Source organism: Hymenobacter translucens (assembly GCF_020685205.1).
In the GTDB taxonomy this organism is placed as follows: domain Bacteria; phylum Bacteroidota; class Bacteroidia; order Cytophagales; family Hymenobacteraceae; genus Hymenobacter; species Hymenobacter translucens.
Genome location: NZ_JAJERB010000003.1, coordinates 75,363 through 92,376 on the forward strand (window position 1 = coordinate 75,363; position 17,014 = coordinate 92,376).

The following is a 17,014-nucleotide window of genomic DNA, read 5'->3' on the forward strand; positions in this document are numbered from 1 at the left end:
ACTCAGCAAAGCAGGCATCAGCGGACAGGGCGGGCAGCCGCAAAAATACGCGGAATTGCGGGGCTCCCGGTGCCGCGCGGGCCCGAACCCCGTAAATAGTACTCCATCATCCCCTGACCTGCTCCGCCCATGCCTGGCTTTGCCGACCAGTTCCTGCACTTGCTGACTACGTTTCCGGCCCCGCCACCCCTGCCCGGCGGCGTGGAGGCGTACAACCCCTACCAGCTGCCGGCGGCCCGGGAGCTGCTGCCCCGCTTTGCCCACAGATTCTATTCTGATGGCCCGCCCCGGGTAGCCCTGCTGGGTATCAATCCCGGCCGGTTCGGGGCCGGTACTACCGGCATTGCCTTCACCGACCCGGATGCCCTGGCCCGGCACTGCGGCATTGCCAACGACGTGCCCCGCCGGGCCGAGCTTTCCAGCCAGTTCGTGTACCGGGTGATAGAAGCGTTTGGCGGTGCTGAGGCGTTTTACCGGCAGTTCTACCTGAGCTCGGTATACCCGCTCGTGCTACTACGGCAGGGCCTGAACTACAACTACTACGACGCCCCGGCGCTGACCCGGGCCCTGCTGCCGGAGCTGCGCACCTCTCTGCGCCGACAGGTAGAGGAGCTGGGGCTGGCCCGGCACGCCGCCGTGTGCCTGGGCCGCCGCAATGGGCAGTTTCTGACCCGCCTCAACGACGAGCTGGGCTTATTCCAGCAGCTGCACATTCTGGACCACCCGCGCTACGTAATGCAGTACAAGCGGCGCGAAGTACCGGCCTATGTTGAGCAGTACCTGCGGGTGCTTGAGGGTTGTATGACTAAATGATGCCGGCCAAAACTACCTAGTAAGTAGTTTATTAAAAACACCCACCTCACCTGGAGCTTCAGGTCACGCCCGGGCTTTTCAGTCACCCTGTATAAGCATATAGCCGGTGGCTTGTAGCTTGCAGCCCAACTCCAACTTCTATGCCTACCGTTGCTGATCTGGCGCGCGCCCTGGAAAATCTGGCCCCGCTTGCTTACCAGGAATCCTACGACAATGCTGGCCTGCAGTGCGGCGACCCGGCGGCCGAGGTCCGGGGTGTTCTTATTGCCCTCGACTGCACCCCGGCCATCCTGGACGAAGCCATTCGGCGGGGCTGCAACGTGGTGGTAGCGCACCACCCGGTGGTATTCCGCCCGCTCAAGCGCCTTACCGGAGCCAACGAGGTAGAGCAGACGCTTATCAAAGCCATCAAGGCTGATATTGCTATTTACGCCGCCCATACCAACCTTGACAATGTGCACCTGGGCGTGAACCGCAAGCTGGGGGAAAAGCTTGGTTTGCAGAACCTGCGGATTCTGGAGCCCAAAGCGGGTCTGCTGGCCAAGCTGGTCGTTTTCGTGCCGGCCGGGCATGCCGAGCCGCTGCTGCAGGCCCTCCACCAGGCCGGCGCCGGCCAGATCGGTCAGTACCACGACTGCAGCTTCCGCTCTGCGGGCATGGGCACGTTCACGCCCGGCGTCGGTTCCAACCCCTATCTGGGGCAGCCGGGCGAGCCCGAGCAGGCCGAGGAGCTGCGGGTAGAAGTTCTGCTGCCCCTGCACCGGCAACGGGCCGTTTTGCAGGCAATGCGGCAGGCCCATCCCTACGAGGAAGTGGCCTACGACCTGATCCGTCTCGAAAACGAACACCAGGAAGTAGGTTCCGGCATGATCGGCGAGCTGGCTGAGCCCCTGAGTCCGGCCGACTTCCGGGCCCGGCTGCGTCAGGTTCTGGGTGTGCCGGTCGTCAAGCACACCGAGTTTGAGCAGCCGATCCGCAAAGTGGCTTTGTGCGGCGGGGCGGGCTCTTTTCTGCTGGGCCGGGCCCGGGCCGCCGGGGCAGACGCCTACGTCACGGGCGACCTGAAGTACCACGAGTTCTTTGGGGCCGAGAGCCGCCTGCTGCTCTGCGACGTCGGACACTTTGAGAGTGAACAATTTACCGGCGAGATATTCCGGGACTTGCTTACCTCAACGTTTACGAGTAATTTTGCGGTCTTAATTGCCCAGACTCTCACCAACCCTGTCCGATATGATTTCTAATGCCTCCGCGGAAACTCCCGTTGCCAGCAAGCTGGAAGCTCTTCTGAACCTGCAGCGCCTCGACTCGCAACTCGACGAAATCCGGCGCGTGCGCGGCGACCTTCCCGAGGAAGTTCGCGACCTGGAAGATGAGATTGCCGGCTACGAAGTGCGGGTCGGCAAGTTCGATGAGGAGATTGCCACCCTCAACGAGCAGATCAAAGCCCGCAAGCAGGCCGCCAAGGATGCGGAAGGCCTGATCCGTAAGTACGAGGACCAGCAGCAGAACGTGCGCAACAACCGTGAGTACGAGGCCATTGCCAAGGAAATCGAGCTGCAGCGCCTGGAAATCCAGATTTCCGACAAGAAAATCAAGGAAGCTCAGTACCAGATTGAGCTCAAGAACACGGACATCGCCGGCACCAAGCAGCGCCTCGACGAGCGCCGCAAGGACCTGGAAAACAAAAAAGCCGAGCTCGACACCATCGTAGGCGAGAGCGATGCGGAAGAGAAGACCCTGCTCCAGGAGCGGGAGAAAGCCACTGCCCCCATCGAGGAGCGCCTGCTGACGGCCTACACCCGGATCCGCGGCAACGTGCGCAACGGACTGGCCGTAGTGATGGTAAAGCGCGATGCCTGTGGCGGTTGCTTTAACACCGTACCGCCCCAGCGCCAGGCCGACATCATTTCGCACAAGAAAATTATCGTGTGCGAGCACTGTGGCCGGGTTTTGGCTGACGTAGACGTAAAAGCAGCGTAACCGGGATTTGCTTTTTGCCCGAATTATTTTGTTTTTTGTAAAGTAAAAAGGAACGACTTAGTGTCGTTCTTTTTTATTACAGCTGCTGTAACTGGTAATTGGCTTTTTACAGATACCGGCTGCGATGGTAAGACAGTTACTAAATAACCTATTTGCCACAAGCATCTTGAGCAAGCTCCACCTCTTCTTCCTTGGTCTGCTGCTGTCCACCAGCGGCGGTCTTTTGGCGGCTCCTCAGCAGGTAGGAGCGCCCGAGGCAGTTAAGCCGGTCGCTGCTCAACAGCTGATGCCCGGCGCCCGTCGGGCCTACGCCGAACTGCTCAAGATGCGCCTGGATCCTGCCCGTAACCTGCTGCGCAGCGAGCTGCAGCGGGCTCCCAACAGCGCCAGTACCCTCCTCGTAGCCGACTGCATTGATTTTGCTGACCTGCTCGCCACCCAGGACGCGGACCGCTACGACGCCATTATCGAAGCCCAGGACGACCGGCTCGATGCCCTTGATGACAGTCCCGAGCGCGGCGCCCTGCGTGACTACACCATTGCTGAGATTCACTTCCACAAGGCTATTGCCCAGGTGTTCTTCAACCATGAAGTACAGGGCGCCTGGAGCATGCGGCAGGCTTACCAGCAGATGCAGGGCGTGGTAAAGCGCTACCCTGACTTTCTACCGGCCCGCAAAACACTGGGTATGTGCCAGTTTATGATTGGCTCCCTGCCCGAAGGCTTCCGCTGGTTTCTGAAGGTGATGGGCCTGCCCGGCAGCATTGAAGGAGGCATGAAGAATCTGGGGTTAGCCGCTCAACAGCCCAACGACTTTCAGACCGAAGCCCAGATCCTGCAGGCGTTGCTCCAGGAGTCGTACTTCAAAAAGACCGAGGCCACCGTGCAGCTGGCAACCCGCCTGGCTGCTGAGCAGCCTGACAACCTGCTGTTCAGCTACCTCACTATTAGCGCCAATAAGAAGCTCCGGCGTACTGCCAAGGGCTTGGAAGCATACCACAAGCGTCCTACTGGCCCGGGCTATGTAAAGCTGCCTTATCTGCGCCACATTGCGGCTGATCTGCTGCTCTACCAGGGCCAGTATGCAGCATCCCGGCGTGAAAATCAACTGTTCCTGCAGGAGTATCAGGGAGAGCATTTCCGCAAGGATGCCCTGTTCAAGCTGTACCTTGCCTCCTGGCTTTCCGGCGACCAGGCTTCTGCCAACGAGTACCGCCGCCGGATCGACAACGATGGGCGCATCGTGATGGAAGAGGATGCCTACGCCCAGCGCTTTTACGAAGGCAAGTTCACCCTCAACCGCACCCTGACCCGGGCGCGACTGCAGCTCGATGGTGGGTTCTACCGGGAGGCCCTGACTACGCTGAACTCTATTCCGGACTGCGTCTGCCCCAACGTGCCGCTTCGCGACAAGCTGGAGGAAGTGTACTTCCGGGCCCGGGCTTTTCACGGACTGGTTCGCCTTGATTCGGCCCGTCACTGCTACGCCCGCACCATTGCGCTTTCCGGCAATGCCCCGTACTACTTTGCCCCGCAGGCGGCCCTGCAGCTCGGTTACCTGTTCAAGGCCGACGGTAAATTGAACATTGCGCGGACCTACTTCGAGAAGACGCTGAACTACCCGAAGCACGAATACAAGAACAGCACCGACGCCAAGGCCAAAGTTGCCCTGGCTGCGCTGAATCAGCCGGAATCGAGCGGCAAGCGCCGCCTGTAGCAACGCGACAAGGCTTTCTTTAGTCGGGCCTACCCTCCTATCTTTGACGGGATTTCTATTCCCCGGGCTGCGTAGCCCGTCAGGGTCAGCTACTGCATTCCTGTGTTCTTCGCCTCGTTTGCCGACCTGAGCATCTCCCCCGCCGAGTTTCGCGCCCGGGCGCTGCACTGGGCAAACCAGTTTGCGTGCTGCGCCTACTACGAGTCAAACGGCCTGACTTATCCACAGGATCCGTTCAGGCAGCTGCTGGCCGTACGAGCAACGGCAGAGCCCGTACCCCGGACGCTGGACGAGTTGCGCAGCTGGCTAACTCAGCCCGCTACCGGGCCCCGCTGCGGCCTGCTGACATACGACCTCAAGAATGAGATAGAGGCGCTGACCAGTGCCAACGCGGATGCCCTGGGCTGGCCGGCCCTGCACTTCTTTGAGCCTGAAATCTGGCTGGAGTGGCAGCCCGGGGGCGTTAAGATTCACGGACCGGCTGATACCCTGGCTGCTATTCTGTATACGCCGGTACCACCGGCCCCCGTCCCGGCCGGGCTGACCATGCGCCCCCGCATGCCCAAAACCGCTTACCTGGCCGCTGTAGACGCCGTGCGGGAGGATATTCTGAACGGGGAAGTCTACGAGCTGAACCTGTGCCAGGAGTTCTATGCTGAAAACGTGACGCTGAACCCTGCTACCACCTTTCTGCAGCTGCTGGCCGCTTCGCCCACGCCCTTTGCCGGGTTTTATAAATGGGCCGACCGCTACCTGCTTTGTGCTTCGCCCGAGCGGTTTCTGGCTCAACGCGGACGTCAGCTCATTTCTCAGCCCATCAAAGGCACCGTTCGGCGCGGAACCACACCGGCGGAGGACCAGCAGCTACGCGAGCAACTGCGCCACGACGAGAAAGAGCAGGCCGAAAACCTGATGATTGTGGACCTGGTGCGCAACGACCTCGCCCGCGTGGCCGAGCCAGGTAGCGTACAGGTTCCGGAGCTGTTTGGCCTGTACCCATTCCGGCACGTCTGGCAGATGATTTCTACGGTGCTGGCGCGGCGCCGTGCGGAAGCAGACTTCGTTGATACCCTCCGCGCGGCTTTTCCGATGGGTTCGATGACCGGCGCGCCCAAGGTGCGGGCCATGCAGCTGATTGAGCAGTACGAGCACACCCGCCGGGGTCTGTACAGCGGCAGTATCGGTGTGGTGTGGCCTAATGGTGACTTCGACCTCAACGTCGTCATTCGCTCTTTACAGTACCGCGCCGGCATCGGGTACCTTAGCTTCGAGGTGGGCAGCGCCATCACCTACGACTCGGACCCGGAACGGGAATACGAGGAATGCCTGCTCAAAGGCCGCGCCCTGCTCGAAGTGCTGGGAGCCGCAGTAGAACAGCAGTAGCCCCGATGCGTGAACGGCATGGGAAGCACCCTATGCTGGCACGCTGCCTTTAAGATTCCGCTCAAAAGCCTGCAGAAACTGGCCCACGTGGTACCCGTCGGCCAGGGCGTGGTGCACGTTCACGGCCACGTTCATCCAGGTGCGGCCGTTTTCTTCATAGAGCTGGCTAAAAGAGATTTTAGGGCAGCTGTCGGGGTGAGCGAAGCTGCGGGCGTGGGTGAGGCCGGTGAAGCGCACCCAGGGAATGGCCGAGCAGTGCAGCACGTCGACGCGGGCAGTGGTGGCATTCAGGCGCAGGCCCGTGCTGCTTTGCACGGCTTGCATTTCTGCGGTGGCCGCCGCCACGAAGCCGGCCAGCTCGTCGTGCTGCTCGATAAAGGAAAAGGCGAAGGTGTGGTCGGGGCGGCCGAGCGTGGCGGAGGCGTGGACCCGGTCATAGCGGTACACCTGCCCGTTTTCGATGCGGGTGCGCAGCTCGGGCACCGTGTTGGCAGCCTGCACGGCGTGGTAGAGGTAATACAGGAAAAATGACACGCCCAGCCGTCTGGCTTCGGCGTGAGCGCCGGTGCAGTCCACCGGCGCGACCAGGCCGAAAAACGGTTCTTCGAAGGCCGAGAAAAAGGCAAAATGCTCCCGACGATTCCAGGTGGCAAGGTCAATCAGCTGTTTCATGGGAGGCAAGTTCGGTAACTTTACGGCCTCCGCGGGCTTTTCCGCCGGTTTTCCCTTTGCTTTTCCGCCATGGCCGCGCCTCACCTCATTGCCTTCGACGCCGACGATACCCTCTGGTCCAACCAGCCCCAATTCGATCAGGTGGAAGCCCGGCTCCTCGAAATCCTGGCCCACTGCGGCGACGCGGCCCGCATCACGGAGCAGCTTAATACCGTGCAGCGCCAGAACATGAAGCTCTTCGGCTACGGGGCCAAGTCGTTTATGCTGTCGATGATTGAAACGGCCATCCAGCTCACCGACGGAGCCGTGACGGGCACTTACATCCAGCAGATTCTAGACCTGGGCAAGGAGCTGCTGCGCTACCCGATCGAGCCCCTGCCGGGGGTAGTGGAGGTCCTCACCGAACTGCGCCGCCGCGGCCACCGCCTGATGGTGCTGACCAAAGGCGACCTGCTCGATCAGGAAAGCAAGCTGGCGCGCTCCGGCCTGGGCGACTTTTTCGACTACGTGGAAATCGTCAGTGAGAAGGACGAGGCCACCTACCGCCGCCTGCTGGCCCGCTACAACGCGCTGCCCGGGGAGTTTTTCATGATTGGCAACTCGCTGAAGTCCGATATCCTGCCCGTGGCCCAGCTTGGCTTCCGGGCCGTGCACGTGCCCTACCACGCCACCTGGATTTTCGAGCACGTCGACCCCGAAAAGCTCGAAGGCCTGGAGTTTCACGCTGTCACCGACCTGCGCGATGTCCTGGCGTATCTGCCCTGAGCTGAAAAGAGAGCTACCGCTTGCTGCCTGACGGATCCGACAACTCACCGCCCCACAATATCACCTTAATAGCCCCCCTGCCATTCTGTCATTTTCAGCACGAAAGCCTTACCTTTGCCTTCCTTTCGTGTTTGAATGACTATGTCGCAGCAACTGTTCACGCTTGATTTTCTGACCCCGCCCCCGGCCACCGCTGACGCTCATCAGCCGGCCGACGATGTGCGCGTCAGCCCCTCTACCCGCACCGGCCGGCAGCGCAAGCTGTACATCGAGAGCTACGGTTGCCAGATGAACTTCTCGGATTCTGAAATCGTGTCGTCCATCCTGTTCGACGAAGGCTTCGATACCACCGAGAACCTGGCCGATGCCGACCTGGTGCTGCTCAACACCTGCTCGATCCGGGAAAAGGCCGAGCAGACTGTGCGGATGCGCCTGTCCCAGATCAACGGGCATAAGAAGCGCCACCCCGGCCTGCTGGTAGGCGTGCTGGGCTGCATGGCTGAGCGTTTGAAAAGCAAGTTTCTGGAAGAGGAAAAGCTCGTGGACCTGGTAGTGGGCCCCGATGCCTACCGCGACCTGCCCCGCCTGATTCAGGAAGTAGATGGCGGGCAGAAAGCTGTGAACGTGCTCCTGAGCCGGGAGGAAACCTACGCCGACATCACGCCCGTGCGTCTGAACTCCAACGGCATTACCGCCTTCGTGAGCATCATGCGGGGCTGCGACAACATGTGCTCGTTCTGCGTGGTGCCCTTCACCCGGGGCCGGGAGCGGAGCCGCGATGCGCACAGCATCGTGCAGGAGTGCCGCGACCTGGTGGCTGCCGGCTACAAGGAAGTGACCCTGCTGGGCCAGAACGTGGACTCCTACAAGTGGGCTTCCGAGGACGGCACCGAGAGCGTCAACTTCGCCCAGTTGCTGGAGCAGGTGGCCCTGATCAGCCCCGAGCTGCGGGTGCGCTTCTCGACCTCCCACCCCAAGGATATCACCGACGAGGTACTGTACACGATGGCCCGGCACGAGAATATCTGCAAGTACATTCACCTGCCGGCCCAGAGCGGCAACTCGCGCGTGCTCAAGCTGATGAACCGCACCTACGACCGGCCCTGGTACGAGGAGCGCGTGCAGGCCATCCGCCGCATCCTGGGCGAGGACTGCGCTATCAGTACCGACATGATTTCGGGCTTCTGCTCCGAGACTGAGGAAGAGCACCAGGACACGCTAAGCCTCATCGACTTCTCGCAGTACGACATGGGTTACAACTTCTTCTACTCCGAGCGCCCCGGTACGCTGGCCGCCCGCAAGCTGGAAGACGATATTCCGCTGGAAACCAAAAAGCGACGCCTGCAGGAAGTCATTGACCGGCAGCAGCTGCACGCCCGGGCCCGCTACGCCCGCATGGTCGGCCGCGTCCACCGCGTGCTGGTAGAAGGCCGTTCTAAACGCTCCGAGGAGCAGCTCAGCGGCCGCAACAGCCAGAACCAGGTGGTCATCTTCCCGAAAGGCACCGCGCAGAAAGGCGACTACGTGAACGTATTTGTGACGAGCACGACGGGTGCGGCGCTGTTGGGGGAAATAGTGAATTAGTTGTCAGTTGTTCGTTGTCTGTTGTCAGGCTGCTCATTATAGGTCATGTTAACCGCATCGGTAATGGAAAGAGCATACACCGATTTAGCGGTATGGCTTACAAGCCGGCAATTGGCGAAACGGACCTATGAACTGACCAAAGACTTCCCCAAAGAGGAATTATTTGGTTTAACCAATCAAATAAGACGATCCGCTGTTTCCGTACCTTCCAATATTGCCGAAGGATGTGGACGACAATCCTCGGCTGATACGATCCGGTTTCTCTTTATTGCCCGCGGCTCCCTATTCGAATTAGAAACCCAGCTTTATTTGGCCGCTGACTTGGGCTACTTGGCGCCGTCTTTACTGGATGAGATGCTAACGGTACTCAATGAGTGTAAAAAGCTTCTTCAGGGTTTCATTCGGTATTATCGTTCACTCCCTCCGTCGTCGCACGTAGCGGAAGAGGCTTCTGCCTATTTCACTGACAACGGACAACTAACAACGGACAACTGACCTTGACAACCCAGGAAATACAATCCATTAAGCAGCGCTTCGGCATTATCGGCAACGCGCCGGCGCTGAACTATGCCATTCAGGTGGCGACCCAGGTAGCCCCGACGGACATGACGGTGCTGATTTCCGGGGAGAGCGGGTCGGGCAAGGAGTCGTTTTCCAAGATCATCCACGCCCTGTCGCCCCGCAAGCACGGGCAGTTCATTGCCATCAACTGCGGCGCTATTCCCGAGGGCACCATCGACTCCGAGCTGTTCGGCCACGAGAAAGGCTCGTTTACCGGCGCCAACGAGGCCCGCCGCGGCTATTTCGAAGTCACCAACGGCGGCACCATCTTCCTCGACGAAATCGGGGAAATGCCGCTCGGCACCCAGGCCCGCCTGCTGCGCGTCCTTGAAAACGGCGAGTTTATCCGCGTCGGCTCCAGCAAAGTGCAGAAAACCGACGTGCGCGTGGTGGCTGCTACCAACGTGAACCTGCTCGACGCCGTGCGCGAGGGCAAGTTTCGGGAAGACCTCTACTACCGCCTCAACACGGTGCCCATTACGGTGCCGCCCCTGCGCGACCGGGGCGACGACATCTACCTGCTGTTCCGCAAGTTCGCCACCGACTTTGCCGAGCGCTACCGCGTCAAGCCCATTGCCCTCACGCCCGACGGCGTGCAGGAGCTGCAGCGCTTCCGCTTTCCCGGCAACATCCGCCAGCTCAAGAACATAGCCGAGCAGATGTCGGTGCTGGAGATGGAGCGGGAAGTGGATGCCGCCCGCCTGCGCCAGTACCTGCCCGCCGACCAGACCAGTCGCCTGCCCATGCTGCTGGGCGCCGCCGGCCCGGGTACCGATGGCGCCGGCAACACCTTCTCGGAGCGCGACCTGCTCTACAAGGTGCTGTTCGACATGCGCCGCGACATGACCGACCTGAAAAAGCTGGTGCTGGAACTGGCCGCCGGTCAGCGCCCCGCCGAAACCCAGGAGCTGCTGCGCCAGAACAGTCACCTGTTCAATAATCTGAACGTGGCGCCGTTTGAAGGCAGCCGCCTGCCCCGCCCCGCCGAGGCTGACAACGGCGACTACATCATCACGCCCCACGCCAGCCTTTCCGTTGACGACTCCTCCGGCTATGAGGAGGAAGCACCCCGGGTCGAGGACATTCCCCACGAAACCGAGGAGGAAACCCTTTCCCTGGAAGCCAAGGAAAAGGAAATGATCATGAAGGCGCTCAAAAAGCACCACAACAAGCGCAAGTACGCGGCCCACGACCTGGGTATCTCCGAGCGCACTCTCTACCGCAAGCTCAAGCAATATGACCTCGAGCAATTTTAAGCTACAAGCCGCTAGCCGCAAGCTGCAAGCTTCCGTACCCGCACTTTTTGCTTGGAGCCTGTGGCTTGCAGCTTGCGGCTTATTAAGCGGCTGCGGCATCTACTCGTTCACGGGCACCAACATCGACCCGACGATCAAGACGATTTCGATTCAGACGTTTCAGAATAACGCCAGCAACGGCCCCTCCTTTATCAGCCAGCGGTTCACGGAAACCTTTCGGGACTACTTTCAGCGCAACACGTCCCTGAAGCAGGTCCCCCGGGGCGGCGACCTGCAGTTTGAAGGCCAGATTATCGCCTATGACTTTGCGCCCGCCGCCATTCAGCGCCAGGGCAGCCAGGAACAGGCCGGCGTGAACCGCCTGACCATCCAGGTGCGGGTGAAGTTCACGAACACGAAGGACCCCAAGCAGGACTTTGAGGAAACGTTTCAGAGCGGGGAGAACTTCCCGGCCAGCGCCACCGTCACCCAGATCAACGATGACCCGGCTGTGCGCACCATCCTGAACAACATCATCACCGACGCGTTCAACAAGTCGGTAGCCAACTGGTAAGCCCGGCGTCGCCGGCACCCGGTTTTTGTGGCTCCGGCCAGGAGCAGTGCTGTTATCTGCATATTTTGCTGTATTGTTGCCGCCCTGCTTTTCAACAGGTAGCCAGGCACCGGATTTCTCGCCGGCTCGTACAAAGTCTTTCTCTCCTCCTGGTTTCGACCAAACTTCCCTGCCATGACCCGCGCGTCGCTGCTGCACATTCTGGACCACGTTGATGCCATCTCGGAAGGCGAAGTGCGGGAGCTGGAGCAGCTTGCCACCGCCTTCCCCTATTGTCAGACGGCTCACGTGCTGCTGGCTAAAGCCGCCCACGACCGGGGCAGCATGCTGGCCAGCCAGCGGCTGCGCCGGGCCGCCACCTACGCCGCCGACCGGCAGCTGCTGCGCACCCTGATCGAGACGCCGGGCGTTATGCTGCTGCCCGCAGCCCCGGTGCCGGCCGAAAGCAAGCCGGTCGAGCCCCAGGCTCCGGCGGCGCCGCTGCCCGCTCAAACCCCTGTCCCCCTGGCCCCCGAGCTCCCTCCCGTAACTACGCCGGAAGAGCAGGAGATTCAGGAGGTGCCCCCCATTACCGGTGAGCCGGATGAAACTGTGCCGGACGAGGGCGAACTGCCCGACGCGAGGCTCGTGACCGAGCCGGCTGTTGAAATACATGAGCCCGAAGCTCCGGCAATAGCTACAACTGAACCTGACTTAAGCGTCACAACGGATTATCCTGATGCGGATTCTGATATTAAATCTAAAGTAGAAATTGAGCCTCTTATTTCTGCGGTTACCAGTGACGATTCGGTTGTTGAGCTGGATGAACAGCTGAAAGAATCAAATGAACATGAGCCGGAAGTAGAACCAGCCGCCGAGACTACGGTCCCGGTAGATGAGACGCAACCCAAGCCTGAGCTGCCGGCTGAATCTGCTTTGCAACCGGATGCAGCCCAAGAGCCGGACGCTGCCGAATCAGTAGTAGCGGAGCCTGAGGTTAAGGACACCGGGGAAACGTCGACGTCGGAAGATGACTCATTCGCAATTCTGCCCCTTCCGGCGCCGGTTGCCGCCCCGGTGGTAGACGAGCTGCCGGCGGTAGCCCCGCCCATTCGCCCTCCGGTTGAGCGGGGAACTTCGCGCTTCGAGTACGGCCTGGGCAGCAATGCCCGGCCGGTGTCGCCGGTTTACGAGCTGCCCGAGCTGGCCGAAGCCCCACCCGCCGTGGTATTTCCGCCGTTCCAGGCCGATTCCGAGGTGGGCTATGGCCTCGATGGCGGCAGCCGCTTCGGCGCTTCGCTGCAACTTCATTCCGAGCTTTCCCGGAACCTGCCCGGCGAGGACACGTTTGGCCCGGATGCGCTGCTGCTGGCTCACGCCGAGGCGCACCGCCCCCCGCCCCCGCCAGTTCCAACGTCGATTGAGCTGATCAACCGGTTTCTGCGCAGTAAGCCCCGGCTCAAGGCACCCAGCGCCCTGCCCCCGGCCGACGAGCAGGCCGACCTCTCAGTTCGCAGTACCCAGGTAGTACCCGATCTGGCTTCGGAAAGCCTCGCCAAAATCCTTATCAGACAGGGTAAAATCGCCAAGGCAATCGAAATATATGAGCGCCTGATAGTGCGCCAGCCGGAAAAAAAGGCGTACTTTGTCGCCCAGATTCAACAATTACAAACTTCGGAGTAATGTATTACGCTCTCATCGGCCTGATTCTTTTCGTTTGCTTTCTGCTCTCCCTCGTGGTGCTGGCTCAAAACCCTAAGGGTGGTGGCGTGTCGGGCCAGTTTGGCGCCGGCGGTGCCACCCAACTGATGGGTGTTAAACGTACGGGCGACCTGCTCGAGCGCCTGACCTGGGGCTTCGCCATCGGTCTGGTCGTATTGTCGCTCGGCACGCACATGCTCAACGGAACGTCTACTGCCGGTCCGGTTCGTAGCGCTAACCAGCGCCGCGCCATGGAAACCCGGGTTCCCACCACCACGGCACCGGCCGGCCCGGCTGCGCCGGCCCCTGGTGCTGCGGCTCCGCAGCAGCCCGCTACTGCCCCCGCCACGGCTCCGGCCGCCGCACCGGCAACCCGCTAATCCGGACAACAGGATTTCTAGCCGGTGGCTCCTTTACGGGGCCACCGGCTTTTTTGTGCCCAACCTGCTCGCGGGACGGCCTGCCACCTGCCCGGCACCAACCGTCGTTCCTGTCAGGGCGGGCTGACACGTTTGACAGGGAAACCACATAATTCAGGCATTCAGGGAACTTTTCGGGTGCATTCTGTCAGGTTTGCGGGGCTGGCACAAGAAGTGTCGGGCAGCAGGCACGGGTTCTTTAACCATAACCTTTCAACCAAACCGAACAACATGTCACTTAGCATGAAACCGCTAGCCGACCGCGTAATCATTGCGCCGGCCGCTGCCGAGGAGAAAACGAAATCGGGTATCATCATCCCCGACACGGCCAAAGAGAAGCCCCAGCGGGGCGAAGTAGTAGCCGTGGGTGAAGGCAAAGTTGCCGACAACGGCACCCTCATCAAGCCTCAGGTAAGCGTGGGCGACCAAGTGCTGTATGGCAAATATGCCGGCACGGAGATTACCGTGGATGGCGCCGACTACCTGATCATGCGCGAGTCGGACATCTTTGCCGTCCTGTAGTCCTATTCCTTTCCCTGTATCCAAACTCCTGAAATAAGATGGCTAAGAACATCCAATTCGATACCGACGGCCGCGACAAGCTGAAGCGCGGCGTAGACAAGCTGGCAAACGCCGTAAAGGTGACCCTGGGCCCCAAAGGCCGCAACGTGGTTATCGACAAGAAATTCGGCGCCCCGAGCATCACCAAGGACGGTGTAACGGTAGCCAAGGAAATTGAGCTGAGCGACCCGATCGAGAACATGGGCGCCCAGCTGGTAAAGGAAGTTGCCTCCAAAACCGCCGACCAGGCCGGTGACGGTACGACGACTGCTACCGTACTGGCCCAGGCCATCTACGCCGCCGGCTCCAAGAACGTGGCCGCCGGTGCCAACCCGATGGACCTGAAGCGCGGTATCGACAAGGCCGTGAAGGCCGTGGTGGAGAACCTGAAGCAGCAGTCCAAAAAGATTGAGAACTCCTCGGAAATTGCCCAGGTAGGTGCTATTTCGGCCAACAACGACATGGAAATCGGCCAGATGATTGCCGACGCCATGGACAAAGTAGGCAAGGAAGGCGTTATCACCGTGGAAGAAGCCCGCGGCACCGAAACCGAAGTGAAAACGGTGGAAGGCATGCAGTTTGACCGCGGTTACCTCTCCCCTTACTTCGTGACCAACCCGGAGAAGATGGAGGCCGAGTTCGACAACCCCTACATCCTGATCTACGACAAGAAGGTGAGCACCATGAAGGAGCTGCTGCCCGTGCTCGAGCAGGTAGTTCAGACGGGTAAGCCCCTGGTTATCATCTCCGAGGACGTGGACGGCGAGGCCCTGGCTACGTTGGTAGTCAACAAGCTGCGCGGCTCGCTGAAGATTGCGGCCGTAAAGGCTCCCGGTTTCGGTGACCGCCGCAAGGCCATGCTCGAGGACATTGCCGTCCTGACCGGCGGTACCGTGATTTCGGAAGAGCGCGGCTACAAGCTCGACTCCGCTACCCTGGAATACCTGGGCACGGCCGAGAAGATGATCATCGACAAGGACAACACGACCATCGTGAACGGCAAGGGTGAGAAAGCCACCATCACTGCCCGCATCAACGAAATCAAGGCCCAGATCGGCACGACCACGTCGGACTACGACAAGGAGAAGCTGCAGGAGCGCCTAGCCAAGCTAAGCGGCGGCGTTGCCATCCTTTACATCGGTGCTTCGACGGAAGTAGAGATGAAAGAGAAGAAGGACCGCGTTGACGATGCCCTGCACGCTACCCGCGCTGCGGTGGAAGAAGGCGTGGTACCCGGCGGCGGCGTAGCCCTCGTGCGCGCCCTCGATTCGCTCGAAGGCGTTGACACCATCAACAGCGACGAGCGTACCGGCGTGAATATTATCCGCACAGCTCTGGAAGCTCCCCTGCGTACCATCGTGGCCAACGCCGGTGGCGAAGGCTCGGTAGTGGTGCAGAAAGTTCGCGAAGGCAAAGCCGACTACGGCTACAACGCCCGCGAGGACCGTTACGAGAACCTGATGGCCGCCGGCATCCTCGACCCGACCAAAGTAACGCGCCTGGCGCTGGAAAATGCCGCTTCGATTGCCGGCCTGCTCCTGACCACCGAGTGCGTGATTTCGGACGAGCCCGAGAGCGAGAAAGAGCACAGCCACGGTGGCGGCGGTGCCGGCATGGGCGGCATGGGTGGCATGATGTAAGTCAGGCTGCTAGCTTATTAAAAATCCCCGCTGGATCTGGTCCGGCGGGGATTTTTTTGTGGCTACAAATCCAACTCAGCTCCCAAACAGAAAGCCCGAGGCTTTGTAGGCCAGGGTAAACAGCAGAAAGAACAGCGCGATGCTCCGCGCCAGCAGGTGCGGCGCCACTTCGCGGGCCAGCACCACGGGTATCAGCACGTTCCAGGCTGTTTCAAAGCAGAAGAGCAATAGCAGGGCCCCGAAACCGGTCAGGGTGAGCAGCAGGCCACTGCTCTGAAAAAGCGGAACAAGACACGCGGCCAACCCAATGAATAAGGCTATCAGCGCCCAGAGCAGCACGCGGCGCCCCGGACTTTTGCCGGGCTCCTGCCGCCTTTTGCTCCAAAACCAGCCGCCGGCAATAAAGACGAAGGAAAGCAGAATCAGCCCACTGGGATTTAGCGGTTTATCCCCCAGCAGCGTAGTTTGCATGAACTGGCTGCCGCCAAAGTTGGCTACCAGGCCCAGAAAGCTGACGCCCAGCAACCAGAGCGGGCTCCCGAGCTTCCGGAAAGCGGCAGCTGCCGGGTCGCGCACCAGGGCAAGCAAAAGAACCACGGCGCCCCCGGCCTCCAGCAGCGTCACCCAGCTTTCGGCCACCGGCAGATGGTAGAGCATGACCAGCACGGCCCCGACGGCCATAAGTACGACCACCAGCCAGCCCCACTTGAACCGTGGAGCAGCCCAAGGCGCTGCCGGGTCAGGCTCACGCAGGCCCCGGGTCAGGAACGCGACAACCAGGGACAGGACCACACAAGACAGGAAGCCCCAGCGAAAGTCTTCGGGGTTGCCCGTATCCCCCAGGCTGCCAATCAGCAAAGGGGCCAGAAAGGCACCGACGTTTACGACCAGCATCACCCAGAACAACAGCGGGAGGTCGGGTGCCGGCTGCTCCCGGGTAAGATGTCCGGCAACGGCATAATAAGCCGGTTTGAACAGACTCGTAGCTGCGGTTATCAACCCAATTCCCACCAGAAACGCCGGTTCTGCCGCAGGGCCATCCGCTGGGAGCAGCCCGCTGACGAAGGCCCCGATACCACCAAGCACCAGCAACAGGCTGCCCACCCGCAGCGTCCGCACCGGGCCCCACCACCGGTCGGCAAACCAGGCCCCGAGCACCGGCAGTAGGTAAATCAGCACCGTGGCCGCTTCGTAGACCAGCCCGGCGTCGGCGCGGGGCAGGCGCAGGCGCTGAATCAGGTACAGTGCGAAAAGGCTGCGCACTCCATAGTAGCAGATTCGCTCCAGCAGAGCAATGCCCAGAAGCAGCTTCCATTGGGACTTCCCGGCTTGCTCCATGACCGGGCCAGATAGCGCCGGGTTGGAAATAGATTGATTCATCGTGACGAGGCAATAAAAAACCCCGCTGCCGGCAGACAGCGGGGTTTTCG

At 60.8% G+C, this 17,014-nt stretch carries 16 protein-coding genes; 14 read left to right on the forward strand and 2 right to left on the reverse strand.

The window, feature by feature from the left end:
* Positions 1–129: 129 nt before the first annotated feature.
* The 5 genes from LJY25_RS07470 (at position 130) to LJY25_RS07490 (ending at position 5,893) form a co-directional block, all read left to right on the forward strand.
* Positions 130–813, forward strand: coding sequence for a uracil-DNA glycosylase family protein (locus LJY25_RS07470; protein ID WP_227607696.1), 684 nt, complete (start codon positions 130–132; stop codon positions 811–813).
* Between the two features lie 140 nt (positions 814–953).
* Entirely contained in the window at positions 954–2,054 is a 1,101-nt protein-coding gene (locus LJY25_RS07475) for a Nif3-like dinuclear metal center hexameric protein (RefSeq protein WP_227607697.1), read from the forward strand.
* Positions 2,044–2,793, forward strand: a complete 750-nt coding sequence (locus LJY25_RS07480) for a zinc ribbon domain-containing protein (RefSeq protein ID WP_227607698.1) — start codon at positions 2,044–2,046, stop codon at positions 2,791–2,793. The genes LJY25_RS07475 and LJY25_RS07480 overlap by 11 nt, the downstream gene beginning before the upstream one ends.
* 166 nt (positions 2,794–2,959) lie before the next feature.
* A complete protein-coding gene (locus LJY25_RS07485; protein WP_227607699.1) occupies positions 2,960–4,510 on the forward strand; it encodes a tetratricopeptide repeat protein in 1,551 nt (516 codons plus the stop codon).
* Positions 4,511–4,612: 102 nt separating this feature from the next.
* Positions 4,613–5,893: an anthranilate synthase component I family protein gene (locus tag LJY25_RS07490; RefSeq protein ID WP_227607700.1), complete on the forward strand. Its 1,281-nt coding sequence runs from the start codon at positions 4,613–4,615 to the stop codon at positions 5,891–5,893.
* A gap of 30 nt (positions 5,894–5,923) precedes the next feature.
* Here LJY25_RS07490 and LJY25_RS07495 read toward each other — a convergent pair whose 3' ends face one another.
* Positions 5,924–6,565, reverse strand: a complete 642-nt coding sequence (locus LJY25_RS07495; protein WP_227607701.1) for a chloramphenicol acetyltransferase — start codon at positions 6,563–6,565, stop codon at positions 5,924–5,926.
* A 69-nt stretch (positions 6,566–6,634) separates the two neighbouring features.
* Here LJY25_RS07495 and LJY25_RS07500 point away from each other — a divergent pair, with 69 nt between their 5' ends.
* The 9 genes from LJY25_RS07500 (at position 6,635) to groL (ending at position 15,584) form a co-directional block, all read left to right on the forward strand.
* Positions 6,635–7,330 (forward strand): HAD family hydrolase, encoded by a 696-nt coding sequence (locus LJY25_RS07500; protein ID WP_227607702.1) that lies wholly within the window; start codon positions 6,635–6,637, stop codon positions 7,328–7,330.
* A 141-nt stretch (positions 7,331–7,471) separates the two neighbouring features.
* On the forward strand, positions 7,472–8,914 hold the full coding sequence (gene miaB / locus LJY25_RS07505; protein WP_227607703.1) for a tRNA (N6-isopentenyl adenosine(37)-C2)-methylthiotransferase MiaB: 1,443 nt from the start codon (positions 7,472–7,474) through the stop codon (positions 8,912–8,914).
* 63 nt (positions 8,915–8,977) lie between these two features.
* A complete protein-coding gene (locus LJY25_RS07510) occupies positions 8,978–9,409 on the forward strand; it encodes a four helix bundle protein (RefSeq protein WP_227607704.1) in 432 nt (143 codons plus the stop codon).
* Between the two features lie 2 nt (positions 9,410–9,411).
* On the forward strand, positions 9,412–10,731 hold the full coding sequence (locus LJY25_RS07515) for a sigma-54 interaction domain-containing protein (protein WP_227607705.1): 1,320 nt from the start codon (positions 9,412–9,414) through the stop codon (positions 10,729–10,731).
* Entirely contained in the window at positions 10,712–11,284 is a 573-nt protein-coding gene (locus tag LJY25_RS07520; RefSeq protein WP_227607706.1) for an LptE family protein, read from the forward strand. Before LJY25_RS07515 ends, LJY25_RS07520 begins: the two co-directional genes overlap by 20 nt.
* A 174-nt stretch (positions 11,285–11,458) precedes the next feature.
* Entirely contained in the window at positions 11,459–12,946 is a 1,488-nt protein-coding gene (locus LJY25_RS07525; protein WP_227607707.1) for a hypothetical protein, read from the forward strand.
* A complete protein-coding gene (gene secG / locus LJY25_RS07530; RefSeq protein WP_227607708.1) occupies positions 12,946–13,344 on the forward strand; it encodes a preprotein translocase subunit SecG in 399 nt (132 codons plus the stop codon). The genes LJY25_RS07525 and secG overlap by 1 nt, the downstream gene beginning before the upstream one ends.
* 270 nt (positions 13,345–13,614) lie before the next feature.
* Positions 13,615–13,905, forward strand: coding sequence for a co-chaperone GroES (gene groES, locus LJY25_RS07535; RefSeq protein ID WP_227607709.1), 291 nt, complete (start codon positions 13,615–13,617; stop codon positions 13,903–13,905).
* A 38-nt stretch (positions 13,906–13,943) separates the two neighbouring features.
* Positions 13,944–15,584 (forward strand): chaperonin GroEL, encoded by a 1,641-nt coding sequence (gene groL, locus LJY25_RS07540; RefSeq protein WP_227607710.1) that lies wholly within the window; start codon positions 13,944–13,946, stop codon positions 15,582–15,584.
* 75 nt (positions 15,585–15,659) lie between these two features.
* On the opposite strand, the gene LJY25_RS07545 is transcribed toward groL, so the two are convergent.
* Entirely contained in the window at positions 15,660–16,964 is a 1,305-nt protein-coding gene (locus LJY25_RS07545; RefSeq protein WP_227607711.1) for an MFS transporter, read from the reverse strand.
* Between the last annotated feature and the right edge of the window lie 50 nt (positions 16,965–17,014).